This window comes from Candidatus Colwellia aromaticivorans, from assembly GCF_003333305.1.
Classification (GTDB): Bacteria; Pseudomonadota; Gammaproteobacteria; order Enterobacterales; family Alteromonadaceae; genus Colwellia; species Colwellia aromaticivorans.
On record NZ_QOLD01000035.1, the window covers coordinates 1 to 25,944 of the forward strand.

The 25,944-nt window shown below is 40.4% G+C and carries 17 protein-coding genes; 9 read left to right on the forward strand and 8 right to left on the reverse strand.

The window, feature by feature from the left end; translation table 11 throughout:
• Window positions 1–604: 604 nt before the first annotated feature.
• From DWA31_RS05505 to DWA31_RS05540, 8 genes are all read right to left on the reverse strand, one after another.
• Window positions 605–2,884, reverse strand: coding sequence for a glycoside hydrolase family 3 C-terminal domain-containing protein (locus DWA31_RS05505; protein WP_114325646.1), 2,280 nt, complete (start codon window positions 2,882–2,884; stop codon window positions 605–607).
• Between the two features lie 9 nt (window positions 2,885–2,893).
• Complete coding sequence (locus DWA31_RS05510; RefSeq protein ID WP_136037978.1) at window positions 2,894–5,182, reverse strand: glycoside hydrolase family 3 C-terminal domain-containing protein; 2,289 nt, start codon at window positions 5,180–5,182, stop codon at window positions 2,894–2,896.
• 217 nt (window positions 5,183–5,399) lie between these two features.
• On the reverse strand, window positions 5,400–7,811 hold the full coding sequence (locus tag DWA31_RS05515; protein ID WP_114325648.1) for a glycoside hydrolase family 2 protein: 2,412 nt from the start codon (window positions 7,809–7,811) through the stop codon (window positions 5,400–5,402).
• 207 nt (window positions 7,812–8,018) lie between these two features.
• Window positions 8,019–8,957: a sugar kinase gene (locus DWA31_RS05520; RefSeq protein WP_114325649.1), complete on the reverse strand. Its 939-nt coding sequence runs from the start codon at window positions 8,955–8,957 to the stop codon at window positions 8,019–8,021.
• A 35-nt stretch (window positions 8,958–8,992) separates the two neighbouring features.
• Entirely contained in the window at window positions 8,993–9,844 is an 852-nt protein-coding gene (locus DWA31_RS05525; protein ID WP_114325650.1) for an SDR family NAD(P)-dependent oxidoreductase, read from the reverse strand.
• Between the two features lie 56 nt (window positions 9,845–9,900).
• A complete protein-coding gene (locus DWA31_RS05530; RefSeq protein WP_114325651.1) occupies window positions 9,901–12,984 on the reverse strand; it encodes an efflux RND transporter permease subunit in 3,084 nt (1,027 codons plus the stop codon).
• A gap of 28 nt (window positions 12,985–13,012) precedes the next feature.
• Window positions 13,013–14,128, reverse strand: coding sequence for an efflux RND transporter periplasmic adaptor subunit (locus DWA31_RS05535; RefSeq protein ID WP_114325652.1), 1,116 nt, complete (start codon window positions 14,126–14,128; stop codon window positions 13,013–13,015).
• A 99-nt stretch (window positions 14,129–14,227) separates the two neighbouring features.
• Window positions 14,228–15,046 (reverse strand): SDR family NAD(P)-dependent oxidoreductase, encoded by an 819-nt coding sequence (locus DWA31_RS05540; RefSeq protein ID WP_114325653.1) that lies wholly within the window; start codon window positions 15,044–15,046, stop codon window positions 14,228–14,230.
• A 242-nt stretch (window positions 15,047–15,288) separates the two neighbouring features.
• Here DWA31_RS05540 and DWA31_RS05545 point away from each other — a divergent pair, with 242 nt between their 5' ends.
• The 9 genes from DWA31_RS05545 to DWA31_RS05585 all read left to right on the forward strand — a co-directional run bounded on the left by DWA31_RS05545 (window position 15,289) and on the right by DWA31_RS05585 (window position 25,928).
• Window positions 15,289–16,050 (forward strand): SDR family NAD(P)-dependent oxidoreductase, encoded by a 762-nt coding sequence (locus tag DWA31_RS05545; protein WP_114325654.1) that lies wholly within the window; start codon window positions 15,289–15,291, stop codon window positions 16,048–16,050.
• Between the two features lie 20 nt (window positions 16,051–16,070).
• Window positions 16,071–17,396 (forward strand): Nramp family divalent metal transporter, encoded by a 1,326-nt coding sequence (locus DWA31_RS05550; protein WP_114325655.1) that lies wholly within the window; start codon window positions 16,071–16,073, stop codon window positions 17,394–17,396.
• A 59-nt stretch (window positions 17,397–17,455) separates the two neighbouring features.
• Window positions 17,456–18,553, forward strand: a complete 1,098-nt coding sequence (locus DWA31_RS05555; protein ID WP_114325656.1) for a mannonate dehydratase — start codon at window positions 17,456–17,458, stop codon at window positions 18,551–18,553.
• A 7-nt stretch (window positions 18,554–18,560) separates the two neighbouring features.
• Window positions 18,561–19,994 carry a glucuronate isomerase gene (gene uxaC / locus DWA31_RS05560; protein WP_114325657.1) on the forward strand — a complete coding sequence of 478 codons (1,434 nt, stop codon included), beginning with the start codon at window positions 18,561–18,563 and terminating at the stop codon, window positions 19,992–19,994.
• A gap of 88 nt (window positions 19,995–20,082) precedes the next feature.
• Window positions 20,083–20,739, forward strand: coding sequence for an RraA family protein (locus tag DWA31_RS05565; RefSeq protein WP_114325658.1), 657 nt, complete (start codon window positions 20,083–20,085; stop codon window positions 20,737–20,739).
• A 201-nt stretch (window positions 20,740–20,940) separates the two neighbouring features.
• Window positions 20,941–22,737 carry an IlvD/Edd family dehydratase gene (locus DWA31_RS05570; RefSeq protein ID WP_114325659.1) on the forward strand — a complete coding sequence of 599 codons (1,797 nt, stop codon included), beginning with the start codon at window positions 20,941–20,943 and terminating at the stop codon, window positions 22,735–22,737.
• 47 nt (window positions 22,738–22,784) lie between these two features.
• Window positions 22,785–23,762 carry an SMP-30/gluconolactonase/LRE family protein gene (locus tag DWA31_RS05575; protein WP_114325660.1) on the forward strand — a complete coding sequence of 326 codons (978 nt, stop codon included), beginning with the start codon at window positions 22,785–22,787 and terminating at the stop codon, window positions 23,760–23,762.
• A complete protein-coding gene (locus tag DWA31_RS05580; RefSeq protein ID WP_114325661.1) occupies window positions 23,759–24,493 on the forward strand; it encodes an SDR family oxidoreductase in 735 nt (244 codons plus the stop codon). The genes DWA31_RS05575 and DWA31_RS05580 overlap by 4 nt, the downstream gene beginning before the upstream one ends.
• A 211-nt stretch (window positions 24,494–24,704) precedes the next feature.
• A complete protein-coding gene (locus DWA31_RS05585) occupies window positions 24,705–25,928 on the forward strand; it encodes a fumarylacetoacetate hydrolase family protein (protein ID WP_114325662.1) in 1,224 nt (407 codons plus the stop codon).
• The last annotated feature ends 16 nt before the right edge of the window (window positions 25,929–25,944 follow it).

Here is a 25,944-nt window from a genome sequence, read left to right on the forward strand (position 1 = left end):
GAAAGCTTGTGGCTTAAATTGACTCTGTCAAACACAGTGTTGACAGTCGGCTTGGTTTTATCCTCCACACCATTACTGGCTTTCATCGGCCTAGCCTTACTCACTACTACGGGTTCATCTGCCACCTCACACTCGTAATACTCTTGAGTCACCTCTTGAATAATACGTCCAACCATTTTTGATCAAATCATTTTGATTGGATACAATGCCAGGCTTCCCCAGTTACTGCACTAGTTCCCTGTTAGAAATTCCACCCTCAAACACAGCATTGGTCTGACTAAGTATTGGGCTTCGCGCTATTTTGGACGCTTACCCACCAATACCGCCGAAGCAGGTTACGGTTAGTTGTGTACCTCTAACTTCTTATGGCTTCCTTCAGACCCCACCGTTAGCCAGTGACGCCCTTGCCATTCAGATTATCTTCCCCTTAGTCGGGGTGATAAGGCTTCTTTCAGCCTATCGGGTTTGCCAGCTTCGCTGGGCAAACAAAAAAGGCCATTGCTAACGAATTAACACAGCAAATGGCCTTTAGAATTAACCCATAGTTTACGTGACTAGATTCCCGACACCCCCTCGGGAATGACAAAATCACAGTTAAGGTTAACTAGTGAATAGTAAAATTTCCCGTTAGTAGATCAGTTTTAGCTGAAGAACTACCGACATAAACTTGATAAGTCATTTTTTCGATTTGCCATGCTTTAGCATCGGGGTTGTACCAAGCCATGTCTTTCGCTGCTACTGCCAATGCCACCACTCTACTTTCCCCTGGTTGTAGCATGATTTTATCAAAGTCTCTGAGTAATTTTACCGGACGGTCCACGCTTGAATTATCAAAACCGATATAAAGTTGCACAATTTCTTCACCGGCAACTTTGCCTGTATTGGTCACTGTGACTTGTATTTTCAGTGTGCCATCTTCAGTTAATTCTGGCGTAATAACCGTTAAGGCACTGTAGGTATAATCGGTGTAACTTAAGCCAAAACCAAACGGGTACGCTGGTTCAATGCCTTTTTTATCAAACAAGGTGTAACCGTGATAATAACCGTAAGTGATTTTTTCAGTGTAAGGGGTAAAATAAGGATAATCGCTTTCTTGCTTGGCAATGCTAAAAGGTAATTTCCCGCTGGGATTAGCCTCACCATAAAGAATGTTAGCTAAAGCATTACCGCCTTCCATGCCGCTGTACCAAGAAAATAAAATGGCCGGCACTTGTCTATCCCAAGCGGATAAATCAATAGCGCTGCCGCCAACATAAACCACCACTAAGTTGTTATTAGTTTTGGCTAATGCTTGAATAAGCGCTTCATCTTCAGGTAATAATTTTAAGCTTTCACGGTCGCCACCATTGGTTTTTTCACCAATTCTTTTGCCCGCCTTTGCTGATTTATTAGCTTTTTCTGATGCTAATAAAAACTCACCTTCATCAACATGGGTGTAGCCAACCACAACGATGATTTGATCGGCTTTTTTCGCCAATGCCATGCTGGCATTAATATCTACTGCGTTATCTAATATGACTTTATTACCCAGTTTTTTATTATATGCAACAATGCCTTCGTAGGGGGTAATAACATAAGGTTCAGTGGTTTTACTGCTACCCGTATCGCCTAAATTCTCCATGTCAGCTAAGCGGCCAATAACCGCAACGGTTTGATTAGCTGACTTGCTAAATGGCAATACAGGCTTATTGTTCACTTTGCTATTTGTCACTTTACTGTTTTTCAAAAGCACCATGCTTTTTTCAGCCGTTAGTCGCGTTAATGCAATAGATTCAGGCGTGGCAATAATGGCATCTGGGTATTCCATAGGATCTTCAGACAGCCCGTATTTTAACTGGGTTCTTAAGGTATAGAATATTAATTCATCAATATCTTGCTCACTAATCTCCCCATTTTTAATGCCTTGTTTAATAGTATCAAGCTGATAAACCTTCTGATAAGGCATTTCAACATTTAGACCTGCTTTGATACTAGCAATGCCGTCGTGAGTTCCATAAAACCAGTCTGAGCTAACAAAGCCTTTAAATCCCCATTCATCTCTTAGAATGTCGGTCAGCAAATATTTGTTATTACCGGCATACTCCCCTAAGACTTTATTATAGGAAGACATCAGTGAAGCGACATTCCCTTCTTGCACCACCTTTTTAAAATGCGGTAAATAGACTTCACGCAAGGTACGCTCATCAACTTCAACATCAACGACGAAACGTGAGTTTTCAATACTATTTAAAGCAAAATGTTTCGCACATGACATGACATTATGATGCTGCAATGCGTTAACTGCAGCTAAACCCAATTCGCCCATTAACCAAGGATCTTCAGAATAGGTTTCTTGTGCACGGCCCCAAGCAGGATGTCGTAACAAATTAATGGTTGGCGTGCCCGTATAATTAACGCCACTAGCGCGCATTTCTTTAGCGATGACATCATAGATCTTACTTTCTAACTCAACATCCCAACTAGCGCCACGCGCCATCGAAACAGGGAAAGAAGTTACACCGAGTTTATCGCCTGAAGTACGCATTTTGTTTGCTCTAACACCACGAGGGCCGTCAGAAAAGGAATAAGGGGGTAAATTTAGCCGTTCATTACCACCGGCATATATATTAGGAGTACGGCCAAATAATATACCATTGCCAACAAGTGTTAGAGCCGTAGACATTTTTCGACCATATAATTGGTCGATCTTTTCATCAAGCTCCATTTGTTCAATTAACCCTCGAGTTAACTGATCCAATTGTTGTTCTGATGTGATTTTTGGAAATTTACTTTTATCAAACTTAACAGAATGCACCGGATAATCGTATATTTTATAGACCATCACTCCAACGAAGAAAAGCAATACGGTAAGCACACAACCGATTGTTTTAATTGCTTTTTTCACAAACAAGCCCTATTGCACGCTAAAGTATGATTTAAGTAGATCTTGCTTGGCTGAAGAACTACCGACATAAACTTCATAGTCCATGTGTTCTACCTGCCATGCTTTCGCTTCGGGGTTGTACCAAGCCATGTCTTTAGCCGCTACTTCCAATTCAACCACTTTGCTTTCACCAGCTTGCAGGGAGAGTCGATCAAAGTCTCTTAATAACTTAACTGGGCGATCAACGTGCGATTTGGCAAAACCGATATAGAGTTGCACAATTTCATCACCGGCTACTTTGCCACTATTAGTTACCGTTACTTGGACTTTCAGCGTGCCATTATCAGTCAATTCAGGCGTAATAACTTCTAAGTCACTGTAATTATAATCGGTGTAACTTAAGCCAAAACCAAACGGGTAAGCAGGCTCAATGTCTTTTTTATCAAACAGGGTATAACCGTGATAATAACCATAAGTGATTTTATCGGTGTACGGGGTAAAATAAGGATAATCGCTGGCTTGCTTGGCAATACTAAAAGGTAATTTTCCGCTGGGATTTACCTCACCATACAGAATATTAGCTAAAGCATTACCGCCTTCCATGCCGCTATACCATGAAAATAAAATTGCCGGTACTTTGTCATCCCAAGCCGACATATCAATGCCACTGCCGCCAACATAAACCACCACTAAGTTGTCATTGGTATTGGCTAACGCTTGAATTAACGCCTCATCTTCTGGTAACAGCTTTAAACTTTCTCGATCGCCCCCCTCTGACTTAGCCCCAATTCTTTTACCAAGTCGTGCGGCTTCGTTAGCGTCATCTGAGGCCAGTAAAAATTCACCTTCATCAACATAGGTATAACCTACTACAACAATGACTTGATCAGCTTTTTTCGCTAACGCTTTACTAGCATTAAGATCAGATGCGTTATCTAGCACAACCTTATTACCCAGTTTTTCATTATAAGCCGCTATACCTTGATAAGGCGTAATAACATACGGTTCAAACGTACCGCTACTGCCTTTATCGCCGGTATTTTCTACATCGGCCAAACGACCAATAACAGCAACGGTTTGGTTTGATTGTTTAGAAAATGGTAGGACTTTATTCTTTGCTGTATGGCCATTTTTAACATAACTATTCTTAAGTAACACCATCCCCTTTTCCGCTGCTTCTTTGGTTAAGGCAATTGATGCAGCTGTGGCGATGATAGAATCCGGATATTCCATTGGATCTTGTGCAAAACCATATTTAAGCTGCGTTCTTAGGGTATCAAAAACTAACTCATCAATTCTAGCTTCGGTAAATTCACCATCCGCTATTGCTTGTTTTATGGTGTCGTGTTGATAATGTTGTTGAAATGGCATTTCAACATTAAGGCCAGCATTAATGCTAGCAACAGCGTCATGAGTACCATACATAAAGTCATTGATAACAAAGCCTTCAAAGCCCCATTCATCTCGAAGAATATCGGTTAGTAAATATTTGTGATTACCCGCATAAATACCATTCACTTTATTATATGAAGACATCACTGAAGCAACATTTCCTTGCTGTATAACCTTCTTGAAATGGGGTAAATATACTTCTCGTAGAGTTCTTTCGTCAACTTCAACATCAACAACAAAGCGAGAGTTTTCAATACTATTTAAAGCAAAATGTTTAACACACGACATCACATTGTGCTTTTGCAGAGATAGAGTCGCTTGTAGACCCATTTCACCCATTAACCAGGGATCTTCAGAGTAAACTTCTTGCGCACGACCCCAAGCAGGATGACGCAATAAGTTAACCGTAGGCGTACCAGTATAATTAACTCCGCTAGCACGCATTTCTTTAGCGATAACTTCATATATGCGGCTTTCCATTGCTAAGTCCCAACTGGCACCACGCGACATAGAGATAGGAAATGAGGTCACGCCTTTTTTATCGCCCATGGTTCGTTCTTTATTTGATTTAACGCCACGAGGACCATCAGAAAAGGCAAAACGAGGAATATTAAGGCGCTCGTTACCAGCAACATAAAAATGAGGTAGGCGATCAAATAACATATGATTAATACCAAGCGTAGCTATGCCCTCGCCCATTGTTTGCCCATACATTTGGTCAATTTTTTCATCTAGGCTCATTTGGCTGATCAGATCATGAGTTAACTTATCTAAGTCTTGCTTGGTATTAATTTGAGGAAACTTTTCTTTATCAAACGCAACAGGGTAAACAGTATAGTCATATGCCCGATATATCAAAAAGCTTATTACAGCAAATAACGTTAGTAATGAATAACCTAACCATTTGATAACCTTTCTTATTTTCATGTTATTTCCTTGCAAATAAATAAACCCAAGCCGCAAAAATTGACTTTCTTTAAAGAAACTATAAAAAACTAACCTGAAAACAATATGAATGACTGAGTTAATTACTAAATAAATAACAAAAATTTCTTTAAACTTGAGCAAAAAAAACCGAACCTGCAAATTGCGAAGTTCGGCAAAAAAAGCAGCCAAATAGACTGTTGGAAAACTATATCATTTGCTACTGTGTAAATTTAGGTCTCGGTGCAACCTCTACACCATGATGTTTAAAACCAACTTTTCGTTTATCTACTACATCAAAACTTTCGCCATTTTGATAAGTTAGTTGCGCAAATAACACGAACTTTTTCCGGGCAGGAATAGTAAGTTCCAATTCAAACGACTGCTCACCATTTTTATCAATACTTACTTTAACACGTGCTGATTTTTCAAGAATATTTCCTGCTTCATCTGTGGCAAATAGTTGTACTTCACCGTTAACCATTTGATGATTATCATTAATCACAATAAGTGGGATTTCAGCTAGATCGCCACGTTGATAATCATCAGTCCATTTATTGATATAAACGATAGCGGGTGACCAAACATTTTTACTGTATTCATGCCAACGCGGCTCCATCACTAGGTTTTCTAGATCAATGAAGTTGTCGCTGGTAAAGGAACGTCCCGGTTTAGAATGACCTAAATAGGTAAAGTGTTGTACGCCTTGATAACCGCGCTTTGCCCGCCAAAAACCTGTTAACCCTGCTTGTAAATAGGCCCAAGCTTCTCTGCGAGTATCGGTGGTATTGTCATCACCTAATAAACGTGGATATATTTCATCCGTCAATCTTGTGGCACTGCCATCACGGTTTAGCCATAACCAACCAAATTCATTAATAATATAAGGGTTGTGATCAGACGGGTAGGTTACTTGAACAAGGCTAGCAGGATTTAACGGCCCTTTATGTTGACCCGGATTTCCATCTAAAGATTCAATGCCTTCGCCTTGATTGCCCCCAAAGAAAGCGAGCATAGCATTAAAATTTGCTGAAAAAATGTAAGGGTGATCTTCAATTGGATCATCCTTGTGGTGTGGTTTTTGCCAGCCGCCATTCTCCCACTGACGGGTTGGGTCTAAATGACGAACGTTTGTAATAGTATCGAAAGATTTCAGATCCGTTGTTTCATTGGAGGCACTCCACCATGCAATGGATGGATGATTCCAATTTTCTTGAATCCAACTGGTAAACTCTTTTTCTAATTCAACCATTGACCATTCAGAATTCGGTTGATCGAATTTATGGGCGGCGGTATCTTTCATTTTGTTCATTAAGCTCCAATAGGCAAATTCATCGTCTATTAAAAAGCCTTCTTCATCAGCAATGTCATACCAAAAATTAGGCAAACGACCTATGCTGGTTCTAAATAAATTCCAATGATATTCTTTAGGGTAAGAAGTATATAGCTTACGTACCCAAGCTTCATTCCAAGCAAGCGAACCTGCTTTTGGATCTTCAAAAAAACGTCCTAACGAAAAGTTAGAGCCGCGAAGGTAAGTCTTTTCACCATTTAAATAGAAACCACGTTTATCACCACCTCGCCACTTAACACTGCGAAAGCCAAAACGTGTTGCTTGATCATCAATCACAGCGTCAGCTAGTTTTATCGTTGTATCAGCAACATAAAGAAACGGCACGTCTAGTGTCCATAATTGCATATCAATTACAGCAACTTTTTGCTCTATCGTTTTAGTTTCACCGGCAGCCAAATTTAAGCTTGTAGAACTTTGGGTTGATGCGCTGGTGTTGGCATGCCACTCTCGTAAGCTGTTAACAACTTCAAGAGTTATCTTGCTGTTACTGTTGTTTTTAATGGTATTTTTAATGGTGGCAATACCCGTAGTAATATCCGTTTCAACCTTAGTACGAACCAGTGTTTGAGCACCAGTGAATAATAAATTGACGTCATCCCAAATACCGGGCATCCAATACTCTTTTTCATTATCTTGCCCCGTAGGAATAAAGGCTGGAACTTGACTACGCTCAGCGCCGACTCTAATAACTAATTCGTTACTTTCGCCCCACTTTATCGCCCCTTTAAGATCAAACTCTGCTTGGGTAAAAGCGCCATAATGATTGCCTATTTCTTCACCGTTAAGCCAAACTTTTGCGCCATATTTAACTTTGGCAATACACAGTAAAGCCGTGTCTTTGACTGATTCTGGCGCGTCAAAACTACGTTTATACCAAAAAGCATCACGCTTTTTACTCGGTTGCCCTAAACCATTAAATGCTGGCTGGGCATCTGCTAGTAGCCCCGGAACAGCGGCGGTGTGAGTAAATTCTGTTGGCTGCTCGTTAGTTAAAGCGCCCTGCTCTACTTGCCATCTGCCATTAAGGGAAACATATTGACGTGCTTTTTCACCCCAATTATATTGCCCCGCTGTTCCCCCACAAGCGATTTTAGGCTGCGCGCCTAGTATTTCAGCTAACGTGTTTTCTTTATTCGCAGGTACATGAGATTTAGCGAAATTATCGTACTTGCCATCTACCATTAATGGTGACCATAATGGCCATGATATAATAATTAATAACAGCAAAGAAAATATCGTGATAAAAAACCATTTAACACACTTCAACAAAATCCGCATTGAATACTCCTACAAAAACCGAAACTCTAACTTATAATTTGATTTGTACAGGAAGTAGTGTAAAAAAGTTTTCTGAATTAGATCTGAATCACGAGTACTTTTTGATAACACTATGTGATTTGGTTAAATGGGAAGCTTGAACAGGTATTAAGTGCCATAGATACGGTATCTAAGACACTTACTTAAAGCGTAGGAGATATAAAACGATTACTTAAAAATAGGTTGAGCAGCTTTATCGATAATGGCGCCAGGATATTGCACCACAGCACCAGCCACCTGATGGGCATACTGAGCGGCTACTTGTGCACAATGGCCTTTCATCCGAGCAGCCAAATAAGTGCCATTAAATGAATCTCCCGCTGCAGTGGTATCTACAGCTTCCACTGGCGTAGTGGGTACTAGTACCGCTTTATCTTCAGTACAAACTAAACAACCTTCTGGCCCCATTTTAATGACAAGTTCTTTAACGCCTAAGCGTTGATAATAAGATTGGCATTGCTCAAGCGTTAAGCTTGCATCAAAAAGCTGCTCATCATCAAGGGTCGGTAGCACTATTTCGCAATAGCTCGCTATTTTATCGAAACATTGACGAGCTATTTTTGCATTTGGCCAATTGCGCGGTCGGTAGTTACTGTCAAAAACTAACTTACCTCCTTGCGCTTTATATTCGGCAAAAAACAGCCATAAACGCTCAAGTACCTCTTGTGAATATAAAGACAAGGTAATGCCGCTTAAGTAAATATAATCGAAGGTCATTAATTGAGCTAATAAGTCATCGTTTTGCTTAAGTTCAAATAATTCACGGGCTGGTGACTCTTTGCGCCAATAAGAAAACTCTCGCTCACCATCAGCAAAGGTTTGAATAGCATATAAACCAGGAACACGACCAGGAACTTGAGCAATTAATTGCGTACCAAGCTGCTCAGATTGCCAAGATGCAAGCATTTCATCGCTCCACTTGTCATCTCCTAAAGCGGTAATATAATCCACATTACCCCCCTGTCTTGCCATATAAATGGCGGTGTTTAAGGTATCACCACCAAAACGCAGGGTTTGTGCGCCAAAAACGCTGCCTTGTTCACTTGAAAGTTCTAACATGCACTCGCCAATAGAAGCGCAACGTAAGGGGTGTTTAGTTGTCATCATATCCTTTCTATCTCTATTTATTTCTTATAAGGGTTTTATTTTTCTACGGCTTCGGTCATATCTATACCTGCAAATTTTTTCATTAACCAACTCATTAAATGGGCTGTTTTAACAGGCATTAAGCGATATAACTTATCAATAACTTTGCAATCTGAGCCAACAAGAATACGTGACTTATCTTTTTCAATACCTTTAATAATAGCCTGAGCTGCCGCCTGTGCCGTTACCCCAACTTTTTTATCTTCTTGCTCAGTGGCTGCTTGTTTGGCCTTTGCACTCATATCTGGCGCATTATTGGTAATATTGGTTTGCACGGCTCCCGGATAAACCACACTAACACCGACATTAGTATCAGCTAACTCAACCATTAAACCTTCGGTCATCAACTTAACCGCAGCTTTACTAGCACCATAGATCACTTGCCCAGGAAAAGGCATGTAACCGCCCATACTGGAAATGTTAACGATACGAGCTTGTGTACTTTGTTTCAACGCCGGTAAAAACGCTTGCGTCATATAAACAACGCCCCACCAATTAACATTAAAAATGCGCTGCATATGTTCAACGGCTAAGTTTTCTACATGGCTAAAGGGCTGAATAATCCCTGCATTGTTAATAACACCGTCAACTTGTCCATGCTGGTCAACAACGTCTTTCGCCGTTGCTATTACTTGTTCATTGTTGGAGATATCAACTACATGGCAACTAAAGCGAGCGTTATTGTCACTACTTTGTTGGACAAGTAACTGCTGAGTTTCAAGCAAGGCTTGTTCGTTATAATCAGCGCCTGCAACAATGGCGCCTTTGGCGATTAATTGTAATGCTAACTCACGACCAATGCCTGATCCTGCCCCTGTAACTACGATAACCTTATCAGTAAGCTTCATCTGTATTCCTACGTTTAATATTCATCTTGAGAAAAGAATAATTTGTCTTGATGAAATCAACCTGAAATACTCACTGCGGTTTGCTCAATAACCTCAGTACTTTCTGTTTCTTTTAACAACAATAAACATAAAGCAGGCACTGCCCCTAAAGTCATCATGGTACCTATGGCTAGACCAAAGATAATAACACTCGCCATTGAATAAAAGAGAGTTTCTTCCATTAACATCAAGGGGATTAACGCCAAAATAGTGGTTACTGTGGTGATGAGTATAGGTCTTAAACGATTTAAACTGGCTGATGATATGGCCTCAACTTTACGTAAACCAGCATTTTGCTCGGCAGTTATTTTATCAATTAAAACAATCGCATTATTAATAATAATACCGGCTAATGATAAAAAGCCGAGAGCACCGATAAAATCAAAATTGGCACCCGTGATATAAAGCCCCAAAAAACCACCAGAAAAAGCGAGAGGAATAGTCAATACAACAATGCCTGTTTTACGAAATGATGAAAATTGGGCTACTAAAAGACAGAAAATCAGACCAAAAAATAACGGCAGAGTTAAGAATAGCGTCCCGGCACTGTCTTCAAAACCTTCTAATTCGCCACCTAACTCTATACGGTATCCTTGGGGTAAATCATTATAGAGTTGTTGAATTTTATCATCCCATGCTGCCTGTAACTCTGGCGCTTTCATAACATTATGCCGACCACCCACGGTAATGTTTTTTTCCATATTTCGCCTAGCAATACTGCCAAATTGAGGCACCATTTTGATAGTGGCAACTTGGGATAGTAATACATATTCACTCTTGGTACTTGAGGTGAAAATTTTAACGTTATCGAGCAAGTTACTTGCCTCTTTAGCATTTACAGCTTCATTTTTAAGTTTAACAATCACCGGAACTAAGGTATCTCCTCGTCTAATTTCTGTGACTTTAGCACCACTAAATACGCCATTTAACGAATTTGAAATTGACTGATAGCTGATACCCGCTCGGCGTACCTTAGCTTGGTCAATTTCAACGCGAAAACGCTTAGTTTTATTTTGCCAATTATTAGAGACATCTACCGCACCAGGAATAGAGGCTAAAGCATTTTCTGCTTGTAACGCTAAGTCATACAGCACGTTTGCATCCGGGCCACTAAAACGTAACTGCACAACACCTGGCGGCACTGTTCCTCGTGCGATAAGTTGCGGTTTTACTCTAGCAGTAGGAATATTTTGCGCACTAAATTGTTTAATTTTACTGAGCATGTTTTTAGCCTCTTTAGCAGAGCCAGTATTAACAATAATAAAACTACGATTAGGGGCAGGATTTGACGGTGAAATAGACAAGAAAAACCTTGGCCCACCTGAGCCAATGTAAGAAGATACATAGTCAACTTCTGGGTTTTGCGCTTCATCCATTAACCAGTGGGTTAACTTTTGGCTAGCATTTTTGGTTTGATGCACGTTATAACTGGCTGGAACGTCTAAATAGACCAAGACCTCAGAGCGTGAAGAAGTCGCAAACATTTCTACTGGTACTAGTGAGACAATAACAAGTGAAAAAACAAAAACACCTGAAATCATCGCTAAAAATATTTTAGGAAATCCCAATACCCTAGTAACAAATTTTTGATAGTAAGGTAATAAAATAAAAGGTTTTTCTTTTCGTTTATTCGAGATAAAACGAACCGCTAATAGCGGTACTATCGTTAACGATAAAGCCCAAGAAATCAGTAATGATATTGAGACAACTTGTGCCAGTGAACGGGTATATTCACCGGTAGTGCCATCGGCTATTAATATTGGCGCAAAAGCTAACACGGTAGTTAACGTTGAAGTTAACAGCGGTAAGGCTAATTCTCTACAGGCATCAATAGCGGCATCATAGCGTTTAGCCCCTTGGTGTAAACGTAAATGAATATTTTCGGTAATAACAATACCATTATCAACCAACATACCTAAGCCAATAATTAAACTCGCCAATGAAATAAACTGCAAGTCAATTTTCATAAAAAACATCACTAATAACGTCGCTAATATTGTTATTGGCACAGTTACGCCAACAATTAATCCCTCGATCAACCCTAAGGAAATAACCACAACTAAAAGTACAATCGCTAGCGTTTGATATAAGCTAGTTTTAACATCATTAATCGATTTACCAACAACATCAGGCTGAAAAGTGGCTAACGATAATTTCATGCCAATGGGTAGATTAGCGTCAGCTGCCACTAATAGTTTTTTAAGGCGCGGCCCTACTTCTAAAATATTACGACCTTGTTGCATCGAGGCAGCAATAACTATCGCTGGCTTACCATTATAAAAAGCTAAATCACTCGGCGGCTCGCTAAAACTTTGCCTAATTGACACATAATCTTTTAAGGCAAGAATGCCACCATTTTGATTGGCATTAACTTCAACATCACGTAAATCGTTAATAGAGGATAATTTGCCACTCGTTTCTACGGTAATTTCTCGGTACGGGGTATATATTTTACCGGCAGGAATGATGGTATTTTGATCTTGTATTGCTCGCATGGCAGACGCAATATCAATGCTTTGTGTTTCGGCTAAGCTTGGCAAGGCCTCTAAATATACCTTCTCTTCTTGCACGCCATATAATGACACGCGACGAATACCGTCAACGGTGTAAAGTTTATCTCTAATATCACGGGCATGTTCACGTAATTCGTCCATTGCCCAACCGTCGCCTGTTAAAGCTGCGGTAACTATAGCAACATCACCAAAGTCATCATTCATAAACGGACCTTGCACGCCTTGTGGTAAAGCCCCTTTAGTATCGGCTAACTTTCGACGCACTTTATCCCAAATTTTGTCAAAATCGGGCAAGTGTTCATAAGCTGAAATAGTAACAATAGATTGACCCGTGGTTGAGGTAGAGTTAATAAACTCAATTTCACCTATTTCACGTAAACGTTCTTCTATTTTTTTAGATATCAAGTTTTCCACTTGCTCTGGTGGCAAGCCCGGAAATTGGGTGATTATTAGTGAACGATTAATACGTATGGACGGATCTTCCCTGCTGGGAAAATCACTATAAACAGACAAGCCGAGAAAAATAACGAGCGCAAGCAATACCCAAGTCATACGGCTATTATCTAGTGCGATTTTTGTAATATTCATAAAAACTTCCTTCTGCTAGGCACTAAACTTAGTGACGGTCCTGAGGTGATAGATATAAACTCACCACTTGGCCATTACGTAAAAACTCAGCGCCCGCAACACATATAATGTCGCCCGCTGATAAGCCTGCAATCACTTTCAAGGTATTGATATCAACAACCTCAGTTTTAACTGTTTTGGCATGAACCTGTTTACTGTTACTATCAAAAACAAATATCTGTTCTTCATTATTGGCCGCAATAATCACCGCTGACTCGGGCACTAAAATAACTTTGTTTTTATGGCTAACATCAATAAAAACATCGGCGACCATGCCTGGTTTTATGTTTTTATCTGGTGAAACAATAGTGGCACTAACCGGAAAAGCGCCTCTAACATCAGCTTTAAAGCCAAGTTTGGTAACCAATGCTTGCTGTTTAGACTCACCTAGTACTGGAATACGAACATTGATATTACTACCCTGAGTAATTCTTCCGATTAAGTTACTAGGCACCAAAAAGGCAACTTCAAAATCTTGTTGCCCTTGAATTTCTAGCACAGGTTGGCGCGCTGATATTTCTTCAAACGATTGATAATCACGTCTGGTGATCATGCCGGAAAACGGCGCTTTTAAAACGGTATTGGTTAAATCTCGCTGTGCCATTGACAGCTTTGATTCTGATAATAAAACCGCACTCTCAGCCTGTTCATATTCAGCTAAAGCACTAGCCATAGTATTTTTATTAATTATTTTTTTTTCATAAACTGATTTTTGACGAGAATAGTTTTCTTTACTCTTTTTAAGTTGCGCATTGGCACTGGCCAGTTCTGCTTGCGCTTGTTGAACGCGGAATTTATAAGGTGTTGGGTCTAGCGCTGCGAGCGGTTGATTTAGTTCAACATGATCACCCTCTTCAACATTTAAGGTGAGTAATTGGCCAGAAATTTGAAACGAAAGATCAGAGCGTTTTACCGCTTTGATGTAACCGGAAAGTTTACGTTCAAGAAAAGATATTTCAGGGTTGATTTGAATGTATTTGATCGCTTTTATTGGTTCAGGTAAGCTTTTTATTTCAACAACCTCACTACAACCTGAAACCAATATCAGCGAAAAAAATAGCGTTAGCGGAAATTTATAACAAGAGCGTGCTTTTTGAGTGAACATAAAACCTTCCAATAAGTTTAAGAGTTAACTCATTGATATTACCGCCCAAGGCTTAAAACAATCTGAATTTAAAATGAATAAATGTTTGTCTTCGACAATTTAATTTTCAACAACATAACTTTGCTCGTAAGGCCAGTTAGGTGCGGTAAACACGCCACCATCAACCCATATGGTTTGTCCGGTAACAAAGCTTGATGCTGGTGTGGCTAAAAACTCTACCGCATTAAAGATATCATCAGGAAAACCTACTCGACCCAACGGCGCAACTTTTCCCCACGTTTGTGCATAATCAGGCGCTTCTTCACGAGTACGCGCAATTTCAATGCCACCAGGAGCTACACAATTGACCCGAATGCCATATTTTCCCAACTCTATTGCTGCTGAGCGGGTTAACATTTCCATGCCACCTTTTGATGCAGTGTAATCAACTAAATTTGGAAACGGTGCTTTATTACATCCAGAGCCGATATTAACGATAGCACCACCGCTTTTATGTTCAACCATGACACGCGCAACGGCTTGGGAAAAAAGAAAACAGCCTTTAAGGTTGGTACGAATAACTTTGTCCCAGTCTTCTTCTTTTAATTCAAGAAAAGGCGCCCACGTTTGACAACCTGCATTATTCACTAACAAAGTGGGTGCTATAGAAAAATGTTGCACAACTTGGGCAACAAAGTCATTAACTTGCTCACTATAACCAACATCACAACGTTGATAAAAACTACGCTGGCCTGTTTCATTTATTGCTTGAGTAACCTCGATGGCTCCCTGTTCATTACCCGCATAAGTAATGGCAACATCCCAACCAGCTTTAGCAAGTGAAACCGCCAATTCAGCTCCAATACCAGAACTACCGCCAGTAACAATAGCAAGTTTTGTATCAAGGTCGTTTGATTGAGAATGGTTAGAGTTAGTCATAATAAATAGCTTTGATGAGTGTAAATTTACTAATCACTATATCGTTAATGCTAACCAAAAAACCAAGCCGCCCATGTAGCAATACCAGTACTTTTTTAACGTCGCTTCTTTTAGTTAGATCCAAACGCAGCAAAAAATATCAGTTAAAAAAGTATTGGTACTGGTTTATCAAGCATGGGGAATTTTTACTCAATGGGCTTATGCTTAAGTAACAATTAACAATTAACAACAAGAGCACATTCATGTCTTACCCTCCACAATCATTAAACTCGAAAGTAGCGCTAATTACCGGTGGTAGTCGTGGTATTGGCTATGGTATTGCTGAGCAATTTATATTAGCTGGAGCAACCGTTATTATCACAGGTCGTAATGAAAGTACTTTAAAAGTAGCCTGTCAGCAATTGGGTGATAATGCTCATTATCGCGTTAATGACATTGACGACTCTTCACAACGCCAACAACTCGTTGATGAATTAGAAGCGACTTTTAATCATATAGATATTCTAGTTAATAACGCCGGACAACATTGTAAAAAGCCAGCATTAGAAACCAGTGACGCCGAATTTGCTGCGGTATTAGAAACCAACTTAATTGGGGTGTTTTCCTTAAGTAAGCTCTGTTTAGAATATATGATCCCTCGGGGCATTGGTTCAATTATCAATATCAGCTCTATGTCCGCCCTTTTTGGTTTACCGCAAGTTGCCGCCTACAGCAGTTCAAAAAGTGGTTTATTAGGATTAACCCGAACGCTAGCTTCTGAATACTCTGGGACAGGTGTACGTATCAATGCTATCGCGCCAGGCTTTATCGAGTCAAAAATGTTTTTAGACATCATGGCAAAAGATCCGCAAAGAGAAGAGCGTATATTGCAACGAACACCAATGAAACGTTTTGGATCCCCTACTGACATTGGCCACGCGGCTACCTTTTTAGCCTCAGAAGCCGCATCTTTTATAACAGGTATCTGTTTACCTGTAGATGGTGGCAATTCAGTCGGATTTTAAAATTAAAACGAGGGCTTAAGATGAATGATTCAGCAAACAATGTAGAAAGCAATTTGGAAAATACGGCTCAATCAAGCGCTAAAGCTAATGAGACTAAACCTAGTGCCTTCAAACAATTATTGGCATCGTTATTACCGGGTATATTTTTAATCGGCTATAACGTTGGTACCGGAAGTATTACCTCCATGTCAAAAGCAGGGGCAATTTTTGGCTTAGATTTACTTTGGGCCTTATTGCTTAGTTGTTTTATGACCTATTACCTAATGTCGTTGGCAAGCCGTTATACCATGGTTACCGGCATGACGTTGCTTGAAGGTTTTCGTCGTCAGATAAATAAGCCTTTTGCCTTATTTACGCTTGTGATCTTATCTACAATCATTGTCAGCGCACTAATGGGTGTATTGGGTATTGTTGCCGATGTGCTGAATGTATGGACAGCAACTTGGATTAGCGAGGGAATTTCAACCACATGGTGTGCACTTATTACCGCAACCATTGTTTACGGTTTAGTCTTTTCAGGCGACACTAAAAGCTTTGAGAAAATTCTTGCTGTGCTCGTTGCCATCATGGCACTAGCCTTTATCACCACCATGTTTATAGAGTTACCTAGTTTAGCGGAGATAGGCCAAGGGCTAATCCCTAAAATTCCGGAAAAGGCTGACGGCAGTGATAATAACTCTTTTGTTGTGATGGCCGGTATGGTGGGTACTACCGTATCGGTTTTTGTATTGGTGATCCGTACTGGCTTAGTAAAAGAATTAGGCTGGAAAATAGAAGATACTGCCATTGAAAAGCGTGATGCCCGCGTCAGCGCAAGTTTAATGTTTATTGTCAGTGCAGCTGTGATGATCACAGCCGCTACGACATTGCATAAACAAGGTCTGCATCTTAACCGTATTTCAGAAATGATCCCCATGCTAGAGCCTTTATTTGGAAAATTTGCTTTAAGCATTTTTGTTATAGGGGTTATTGCTGCTGGCATTTCTTCTCATCTACCCAACCTACTGGTTATACCTTGGATCATCAGTGATTACCAAGGCCTTGATCGCAACGTAAAAACCAAACGTAACCGCATATTATTGCTAGTGCTTTCATTAACCAGCTTATTTGGTGTCATCGTTGGCGTGAAACCAATCTTTTTAATGCTAATGTCGCAAGCCTGTATTGCCATGGTATTACCTATTGTACTTGGTGGTCTGATTTATCTAACCAGTAAAAAGAAAATTATGGGCCAACATATCAACACAAAAAAAGACTATATCATTCTTACTGGCATTTTAATGTTTTCGCTCTACATGAGCAGCCTAGCAGTACAAGGGTTAATTGCAGATTTAAGTAAGCTATAAGCCGGGCTTTGCCAACAAACACGACAAACAATCGTTAACTTTTATTTAAGGTGTATATTATGAAATTAGGATTTGGCCTATATAGGCATCAATTAAATGCCGAACATTATGACTTTGCTAAACAGTGTGGTGCAACGCACTTGGTAGTACATTTATGTGATTATTTTAATAAAGAAAACTCAACAGAGAAAGAACAGCAAGATTCTAACCAACCCGTTGGTGGAAGTGGCGGCTGGGGTGTTGCTAAAGGCGCAGCTGATCCTATTTGGACGCTTGAAGGTTTAACAAAACTAAAAGCCGAAGTAGAGTCACACGGCTTAAAAATTTGGGCTATTGAAAATTTCGATCCCGCCATGTGGAGTGATATTTTATTAGACGGTCCTAAAAAAGAGCAACAAATGCAAGGCTTACAAGACATTATTCGTAATGTTGGCGAAGTTGGTATTCCTGTTTTTGGCTATAACTTCTCTTTAGCCGGTGTTTGTAGCCGCCAAGTAGGTCCTGTTGCCCGAGGTAATGCTAACAGTGTTTACATGCGCGAAGTAGATGAAACCCCCATTCCAAATGGCATGGTTTGGAACATGCAATTACCAACGGATAATAAAGGTATTACGCCAACAGGTGATCAAGACTTTATTCCTCATGACGTACTTTGGCAACGTCTGCAATGGTTCTTAAAGAACTTAGTACCAGTAGCCGAAGAAGCGGGTGTGCGTTTAGCTGCACATCCTGATGATCCACCTATGCCCATTGTGCGTAAATCTCCTCGCCTAGTTTATCAATCTGATATGTATCATAAGTTACTTGATATGCAGCCTAGTCGCAGCAACAGCCTAGAGTTCTGTTTAGGTACCATTGCTGAAATGACTGAAGGTAATGTCTATGAAGCCGTGGATACTTTTAGCCAACGTGAAGCGATTAGTTATATTCATTTTCGTAATGTTCGTGGCAAGGTTCCACACTACGATGAGACCTTTATCGACGATGGCGATATCGACATGGTGAAAGTATTAGAAATACTTAAAGCAAATAACTATGACGGCATTCTTATCCCTGATCATACGCCACTGATGACTTGTGATGCCCCTTGGCATGCAGGTATGGCATTTGCCATGGGATTTATGAAAGCGGCATTTCAACAAGTGATGGGGAAGTAGGTAAATTATGAAAACGTTCATTGGTGAAGATTTTTTATTACAATCAGATACGGCCAAGCAGCTTTATTTTAATTATGCTGCTGACCTGCCTATTATTGATTACCATAATCATTTACCTGCACAAGACGTTGCTAATAATCGACAGTTTGCCAATATCTCTGAAGCTTGGTTAGAAGATGATCATTACAAATGGCGTGCCATGCGCGCCATGGGTATCAATGAAAAATATTGTACGGGTAATGCTAGCGCAAAAGAAAAATTCATGCAGTGGGCAAAAATAGTGCCCTATACCATTGGAAATCCTTTGTATCATTGGACCCACATGGAATTGCAACAACCTTTTGGCATAAAGGAAATGCTGAACGCACAATCTGCGGATGCCATATATCAACAAACTAATGAACTATTAGCTCAGGATAAATTTTCAAGCCAAGGTTTACTTAAGCAGCGCAAAGTGGAAGTGATTTGTACTACCGATGACCCAGCCGATTCATTGCAGCATCATCAAGCCTTTGCTCAGCAGCAAGCTCATGGTTGCCAAAATACTTATATAAAAGATAATAGCTTAACCATGTTGCCGACCTTCAGATTAGACAGTTTATTGGCAACAGACAATGTTGCTCAGTTTAATAAAAGTCTCGATAGATTGATGCAGTCATCCGATCAAGTTATCAGTACCTACCAAGACTTCCTTTGTGTGATCGAGAGTAGGCATCAACATTTTCATGATCTTGGTTGTCGATTATCAGATATCGGACTGAGTCAATTTCAATTTTCGCTTGCTAAACCAAAGAAGGTTGATGACGCCTTTGCCTTAATTCGCTCAGGGCTAGCATTAACAGCAGAACAAGCAATCGCACTTTCGTCAGATATCTTAATCTTTGTTTCTCAACTTAATGCTAAAAAAGGTTGGGTGCAACAACTCCATATTGGCGCACTACGTGATGCTAATAGTAAAAAAGTTGCTGCTCTAGGGCATGGTAAAGGCTTTGATACCATTGGTGGTTATAACAATACTTTAGCGTTGCGCAATTATCTTGATCACTTAGCGGGTAATCAGCAATTGGCAAAAACGATTTTATATAATTTGAATCCTGCTGATAACGAAATATTTTCAACCATGGCTGGTACTTTTAATGAAGGCGATATTCGAGGCAAAGTTCAACATGGCGCAGCTTGGTGGTTTCTTGATCAAAAAGAAGGTATTGAAAGTCACTTTCGTTCGATCAGTTCATTAGGATTGTTAAGTTGTTTTGTTGGTATGTTAACCGACTCGCGCAGCTTCTTATCTTTTTCACGTCATGAATACTTCCGTCGCATCTTATGTAACTACCTAGCCCATGACGTTGAACAGGGCTTATTACCCAAAGATCTGCCTTTGTTAGGAGAAATTGTCGGTAACATCAGTTACCACAACGCAAAAAACTATTTTAACTTTTAAAGCTTTCAGCTCTTTATTTTAAGGCTTTGGTTTAAACAATAACTATTAATTCAATTTATTTTTATCTAAAAGATTAGGAAACCAAATTATGTGGAAAAATGACAGTGAACTATTCGCCTTAATGCGCGAAAAATTATATACCCCAGTAGTTGGTGATATCCTTGATGAACTGGGTCATTATCACCAGTTTCTACCCCGTGATGTGCAGGCCATGACCACAAATATGATAGTTGCTGGCCGCGCCATGCCTGTATTAACCTGCGATGTTTACGGCGAACAAGAAAAACCCTTTGGTTTACTGACCGAAGCATTAGATCAAATAGAACCTGGCGAAGTTTACATTTCTGCTGGCAGTAATAGCTCAGCATTATGGGGCGAGCTGCTTACCGCAACAGCTCGTACTCGCGGTGGCGTCGGTGCCGTAGTCAACGGTCCTCACCGTGATACCCCACAGGTTTTGGCACAAAACTGGCCAGTGTTCAGCACGGGGGGTTACGCTCAAGACTCAAGGGTGCGAACTTCCGTACAAAATTTTCGTTGCCCTATTGAAATTGAAGGGGTTTGGATTGAGCCTGGAGATTTAGTGTTTGGTGACCAAGACGGCGTATTAATTGTTCCAAAAAAACTAGAGAAGCAAGTCATTGAGAAAGCGTTAGAAAAAGCAGCGAAAGAAAATGTAGTGCGAAAAGCCATCGAAGCTGGTATGTCTTCTACTGATGCACTAAAAAAATACGGAGTACTATAAAGTCTCCAATTATTATCTTGTTTACCGTTACTGCTAAATTCAACTCGAAGCAAGGCTAAGCCTTGCTTCGACATCAGCCTTTCAATTTCAATCGCTATAAATGGTTAAAAAAGTATTATCACTACTATCGAGCAAGCGTAGTGCTTCTCTACCCCCTAGATCTATACTCGAACTAATATGTAAATTAGTAGAGAGAACCCTATGAGCAGCAATAATAAGCCCAGCAGAAAGCCATTAAGAAGTGAAGCTTGGATGAATGAGCCAGGTAGTCCTGACCAAACCGCTATCTACCTTGAGCGTTACTTAAATTATGGTTTAACCCGTGAAGAGCTACAATCTGGTAGACCGATTATTGGTATCGCGCAAACCGGCAGTGATTTAGCGCCTTGTAACCGCCATCATTTAGCGTTAGCGCAACGTCTTAAAGAAGGTATTCGTGATGCTGGCGGTATCCCGTTAGAGTTTCCCGTACACCCCATTCATGAAATGGGTAAGCGTCCGACCGCCGCCCTTGATAGAAATTTAGCCACCCTTGGTTTAATTGAAGTGCTTTATGGCTACCCGCTTGATGGTGTTATTTTAACTACTGGTTGTGATAAAACCACACCAGCAACGTTAATGGCAGCGGCAGCAGTAGATATTCCGACCATAGTTTATTCTGGTGGCCCTATGCTAAATGGCTGGTCAGGTGACAAACGTGTTGGCTCTGGCAGTATTATTTGGGAATGTCGTGAAAAATATGCCGCCGGTGAAATTGATTATGAAAATTTCATGGATCAAGTCTCCTCCTCTGCACCGAGCGCTGGTCACTGTAATACCATGGGTACCGCTTTAACCATGAACTCGTTGGCAGAAGCGTTAGGCATGTCATTACCTGGCTGCGCAGCAATTCCTGGACCATACAGAGAGCGCGCACAAATGGGATATTACACTGGCCGTCGTATTGTTGAAATGGTGTGGGAAGACTTAAAACCATCTGACATTATGACCAAAGCGTCTTTCTATAATGCCATGCGTGTTTGTACTGCCATTGGCGGCTCAACAAATGCGCCACCACATATTCAAGCGATTGCTAATCATTTGCATGAGGTAGAAATCAATATTTTTGATTGGCAAACTCACGGTGAAAAAACACCGCTTATTGTTAACTGTCAACCTGCTGGTGAGTACTTAGGTGAAGAATTCCATCGAGCTGGTGGTGTGCCAGCCGTTATGGGTGAGTTAATCAAAGCGGGTGTTATTGATACCGACGTCTTAACGGTAACAGGCAAAAGCGTTGGTGAAATATACACTAGCAGCACCAGTAAAGATCATAAAGTGATTAAAACCTGTGATGAACCGTTAATGGAAAATGCTGGTTTTGCCATCATGAGTGGTAATCTATTTGATTCTGCATTAATGAAAAAATCTGTTATTGATGAAAACTTTAGAAAAGAATATTTAAGCAACCCTGAATCGCCAAACTGTTTTACCGTACGCGCTAAAGTATTTGATGGCCCTGAAGATTATCATCACCGCATCAACGATCCGAGCTTAGACATAGATAAAGATTGTATTTTAATTATTAGAAATTGTGGACCTGTTGGCTACCCCGGCTCAGCAGAAGTCGTCAATATGTTGCCACCAGACCGTCTAGTGAAACAAGGAATTACTTGTTTACCCACCATGGGGGATGGACGTCAAAGCGGTACCTCCGCTAGCCCTTCAATACTTAACATTTCACCAGAAGCAGCCGTTGGTGGTGGTTTAGCGCATATAAAAGATGACGATTTAATCTGCATTGATTTAAACACTAACCAAGTGAATTTATTAATTGATGAGGCTGAATTTGCTCGCCGTAAAGAAAATGTTCAGCTTATTACGGTGGTTAATCAAACCCCTTGGCAAGAGATTTATCGCAGCCGTGTTAATCAATTAAGTGAAGGTGGTACCTTAGAAACCGAAGGTAAATTTACTCGTATAGCTAAAACGCACGGTATTCCACGTAACTCACATTAGCCGTTTTTAAATAGTTAAGAAAATATAGAAAATTTTGAGGACATGTTATGAATAAAGTAACTTGCATTTGGGATGCTAAAGCACAATTAGGCGAAGGGGCTGTTTGGCATGAAGGCGAACAAGCGCTTTTTTGGGTTGATATTATCAACTCTAAACTACATCGCTATAAAGTTGATAAACAAAGAATCGAGGTTCATAAAACTTGGGCGTTTAGCAACAATATTAGTAGCGTAGTGCCCTGCGCTGAAGGCGGCTTACTAGCCACCTTCAGAGACGGTGTCGCTCATATTAATCTTAAAAATAGCCAAGTAATACCACTGTGCGAACTGGAAAAAGAGTTAGTAGATAATCGCTTTAATGATGGTTGTGCCGATACCCGTGGTAACTATTGGTTTGGCAGTATGGACGACAAGCAAACTGATGCGAGTGGTGCTTTCTATCGTTTTAATGCCCACTCCAATGACAATGCCGATAACGATACTGATACCAATAAACAAGTAGAAAAACTCACACAATTAGGTGAAATTTGTATCACCAACGGACCAACTTTTAGCCAAGATGGCCATTGGTTGTATTTCACCGATACCATGGCAGGAAAAATTTTTAGAGCACGGCTAGGTGATGATGGCGCTATTGGCAAAAAAGAACTACACATTCATTTCACACAAGATCAGGGTCATCCTGATGGTATGTGTTGCGATACCCAAGGCCACCTTTGGGTATGTCACTGGGGCGGCGCGCGAGTTAGCCGTTTTGATAGCAAAGGTAACTTAGTGAGTGCAATTAAATTACCGGTGCCAAATGTCACTAAATGCTGCTTTGGCGGCCCCAACCTCAATACACTTTATATCACCACAGCAGCTACAGGTTTAAGCGAAGCACAGTTACAAGAAACACCACTCGCAGGTGGCTTATTTGCGATTGAGCTAGAACAGCAAGGCTTTGTCTATCCCGATGTTTCCATGAAAACTAGCGAAGCAAAACAAGCTAAGCAAGGTAAAGAAAGTAAGGAAATACAACAATGAAACTTATCAACAAAATTGCCTTAATTACAGGTGCTGGCCAAGGTATCGGTAAAGAAACCGCCTTACTCTTTGCCAAACAAGGCGCGCAAGTCATCGCTACCGATGTAAACGAGCAAGCCTTAAAAACTTTCGAAGGTATAGCTAATATAAAAACCTGTGTTTTAGATATTACTAATCAAAATCAAATCAGCTCATGTATTAATGAAAACCCAAACATTAATGTATTGATGAACTGTGCTGGTGTGGTCTTTAGCGGCTCTGCGCTAACTTGTACTGACGAACAGTGGCAAACCACACTTGCGGTTAATGTTACCTCTGCCTATCAGTTAATTAAAGCAGTGTTACCGGGGATGCTGGCACAAAAAAGTGGCGCCATAATTAATATAGCTTCTGTAGTTTCAAGTGTTAAAGGCGTTGCTAACCGCTTTGCTTATGGCACCAGTAAAGCGGCAATTATTGGTTTAACAAAAGCCGTTGCCGCAGACTTTATTGCTCAAGGTATTCGTTGCAATTCAATTAGTCCTGGCACTATCCACTCACCTTCACTAGATCAAAGGCTTAGCGATACGGGTGATTATAAAGCTGCACTAGCTGCTTTTATTGACCGTCAACCTATGGGCAGATTAGGCCAACCAAGTGAAATAGCCGCCATTGCTAGCTTATTGGCTAGCGATGATGCCAGTTTTATGAGTGGCGAAAACATTATCATTGATGGCGGCATGAGTCTTTAACTTACATGCCTATGTAGATCAATCAGGAGCCAGTCAAAATTGATCGAAAACGTCATTCCAGTGGTGTTTTAGGGTGGAATCCAAACCAAAAACAACTGGATCCTCGACAAGATACTTCGAGGATGACGACTATCAGTAAACTCCTGAGCCAAGTACATAGGCAATTAAATTAATAAGTATGATTTTAGAGAAAAGTTTAATAGGAAAAATTATGAATATAACGACAGCGAATACCGTTAACGGATTTAATATAACGAATACCTTGCCAGATCAATGTAATGAAGGAACTTGGGTAGGTCGTGTTTGGTTACCTAGTCAACATGCCTGTAACAATATAGCAGGCCCTCGTGTGGTCAGTGTTAGTCAAGGCAAGGTTTATGATCTGTCTGAAATCTACCTGACTATGTCTGATTTATTTGCGGATAAAGATAAACTGTCTACCATTAGCACCAGTAAAACAAATACCTTAGGCTCATTAAATGACATTTTAGCTAATAGTTTATTCACCAAGCAAACAGTAAGCTTGGAAGAAAACACTGAAATAGTATTTCTAGCGCCTAATGATATTCAAGCAACTAAAGCCTGTGGTGTCACCTTTGCTCAAAGTCTTTTAGAGCGAGTAATTGAAGAACAAGCCCGTGGTGATGCGCAAAAAGCATCAACCATTCGTGAAAATATTTTACAGGTTATCGGCTCCAACTTAGGCGATTTAACGCCGGGTAGCGAAGAAGCACAAGAGTTAAAACAAAAGTTAATTGCCCAAGGGATTTGGTCACAATACTTAGAAGTAGGTATAGGACCAGACGCTGAAGTTTTCTCAAAAGCTCAACCTTTAGCATCGGTAACTAGTGGTGCTCAAATTGGCGTACGTCGTCAGTCTATTTGGAATAATCCCGAGCCTGAAATTGTTTTAGCGGTATCAAGCGAAGGTGTAATTATTGGCGCAACCTTAGGAAACGATGTTAACTTACGCGATTATGAAGGTCGTAGTGCCTTGTTACTAGGCAAAGCAAAAGACAATAATGCCGCGTCATCTATTGGGCCATTAATTCGTTTATTTGATGATACTTTTACTCTAACTGATGTAGAGCAATGCGAAGTCAGTTTAACTATTTCTGGCACTGATGGCTTTGTTACCACAGGCAAAAACTTGATGGCGGAAATTAGCCGTTCACCGCAAGATTTAGTTGATCAAACCTTAAACGACCAACATCAATATCCTGACGGCATGATGCTTTATATGGGCACCATGTTTGCACCTACTGAAGATCGTCACAATGACGGTAACGGTTTTACTCATTTGCCGGGCGATCGTGTTGAAATTTCAACGCCGAAGTTGGGAACATTAGTGAACTGGGTAAATTATTGTGATGCTATTCCTCCGTGGAACTATGGCGTAAATAAATTTATTCAGTATTTGCGTCAATGTCGCTAATACCATGCCCCTTAAC

Excerpts from the sequence above, each read along its gene's own strand:
- DWA31_RS05510 (WP_136037978.1), bottom strand. The coding sequence starts at position 5,182 with ATGAAAATAAGAAAGGTTATCAAATGGTTAGGTTATTCATTACTAACG.
- DWA31_RS05515 (WP_114325648.1), bottom strand. The coding sequence starts at position 7,811 with ATGCGGATTTTGTTGAAGTGTGTTAAATGGTTTTTTATCACGATATTT.
- DWA31_RS05520 (WP_114325649.1), bottom strand. The coding sequence starts at position 8,957 with ATGATGACAACTAAACACCCCTTACGTTGCGCTTCTATTGGCGAGTGC.
- DWA31_RS05525 (WP_114325650.1), bottom strand. The coding sequence starts at position 9,844 with ATGAAGCTTACTGATAAGGTTATCGTAGTTACAGGGGCAGGATCAGGC.
- DWA31_RS05530 (WP_114325651.1), bottom strand. The coding sequence starts at position 12,984 with ATGAATATTACAAAAATCGCACTAGATAATAGCCGTATGACTTGGGTA.
- DWA31_RS05535 (WP_114325652.1), bottom strand. The coding sequence starts at position 14,128 with ATGTTCACTCAAAAAGCACGCTCTTGTTATAAATTTCCGCTAACGCTA.
- DWA31_RS05540 (WP_114325653.1), bottom strand. The coding sequence starts at position 15,046 with ATGACTAACTCTAACCATTCTCAATCAAACGACCTTGATACAAAACTT.
- DWA31_RS05545 (WP_114325654.1), top strand. The coding sequence starts at position 15,289 with ATGTCTTACCCTCCACAATCATTAAACTCGAAAGTAGCGCTAATTACC.
- DWA31_RS05550 (WP_114325655.1), top strand. The coding sequence starts at position 16,071 with ATGAATGATTCAGCAAACAATGTAGAAAGCAATTTGGAAAATACGGCT.
- DWA31_RS05555 (WP_114325656.1), top strand. The coding sequence starts at position 17,456 with ATGAAATTAGGATTTGGCCTATATAGGCATCAATTAAATGCCGAACAT.
- uxaC (WP_114325657.1), top strand. The coding sequence starts at position 18,561 with ATGAAAACGTTCATTGGTGAAGATTTTTTATTACAATCAGATACGGCC.
- DWA31_RS05565 (WP_114325658.1), top strand. The coding sequence starts at position 20,083 with ATGTGGAAAAATGACAGTGAACTATTCGCCTTAATGCGCGAAAAATTA.
- DWA31_RS05570 (WP_114325659.1), top strand. The coding sequence starts at position 20,941 with ATGAGCAGCAATAATAAGCCCAGCAGAAAGCCATTAAGAAGTGAAGCT.
- DWA31_RS05575 (WP_114325660.1), top strand. The coding sequence starts at position 22,785 with ATGAATAAAGTAACTTGCATTTGGGATGCTAAAGCACAATTAGGCGAA.
- DWA31_RS05580 (WP_114325661.1), top strand. The coding sequence starts at position 23,759 with ATGAAACTTATCAACAAAATTGCCTTAATTACAGGTGCTGGCCAAGGT.
- DWA31_RS05585 (WP_114325662.1), top strand. The coding sequence starts at position 24,705 with ATGAATATAACGACAGCGAATACCGTTAACGGATTTAATATAACGAAT.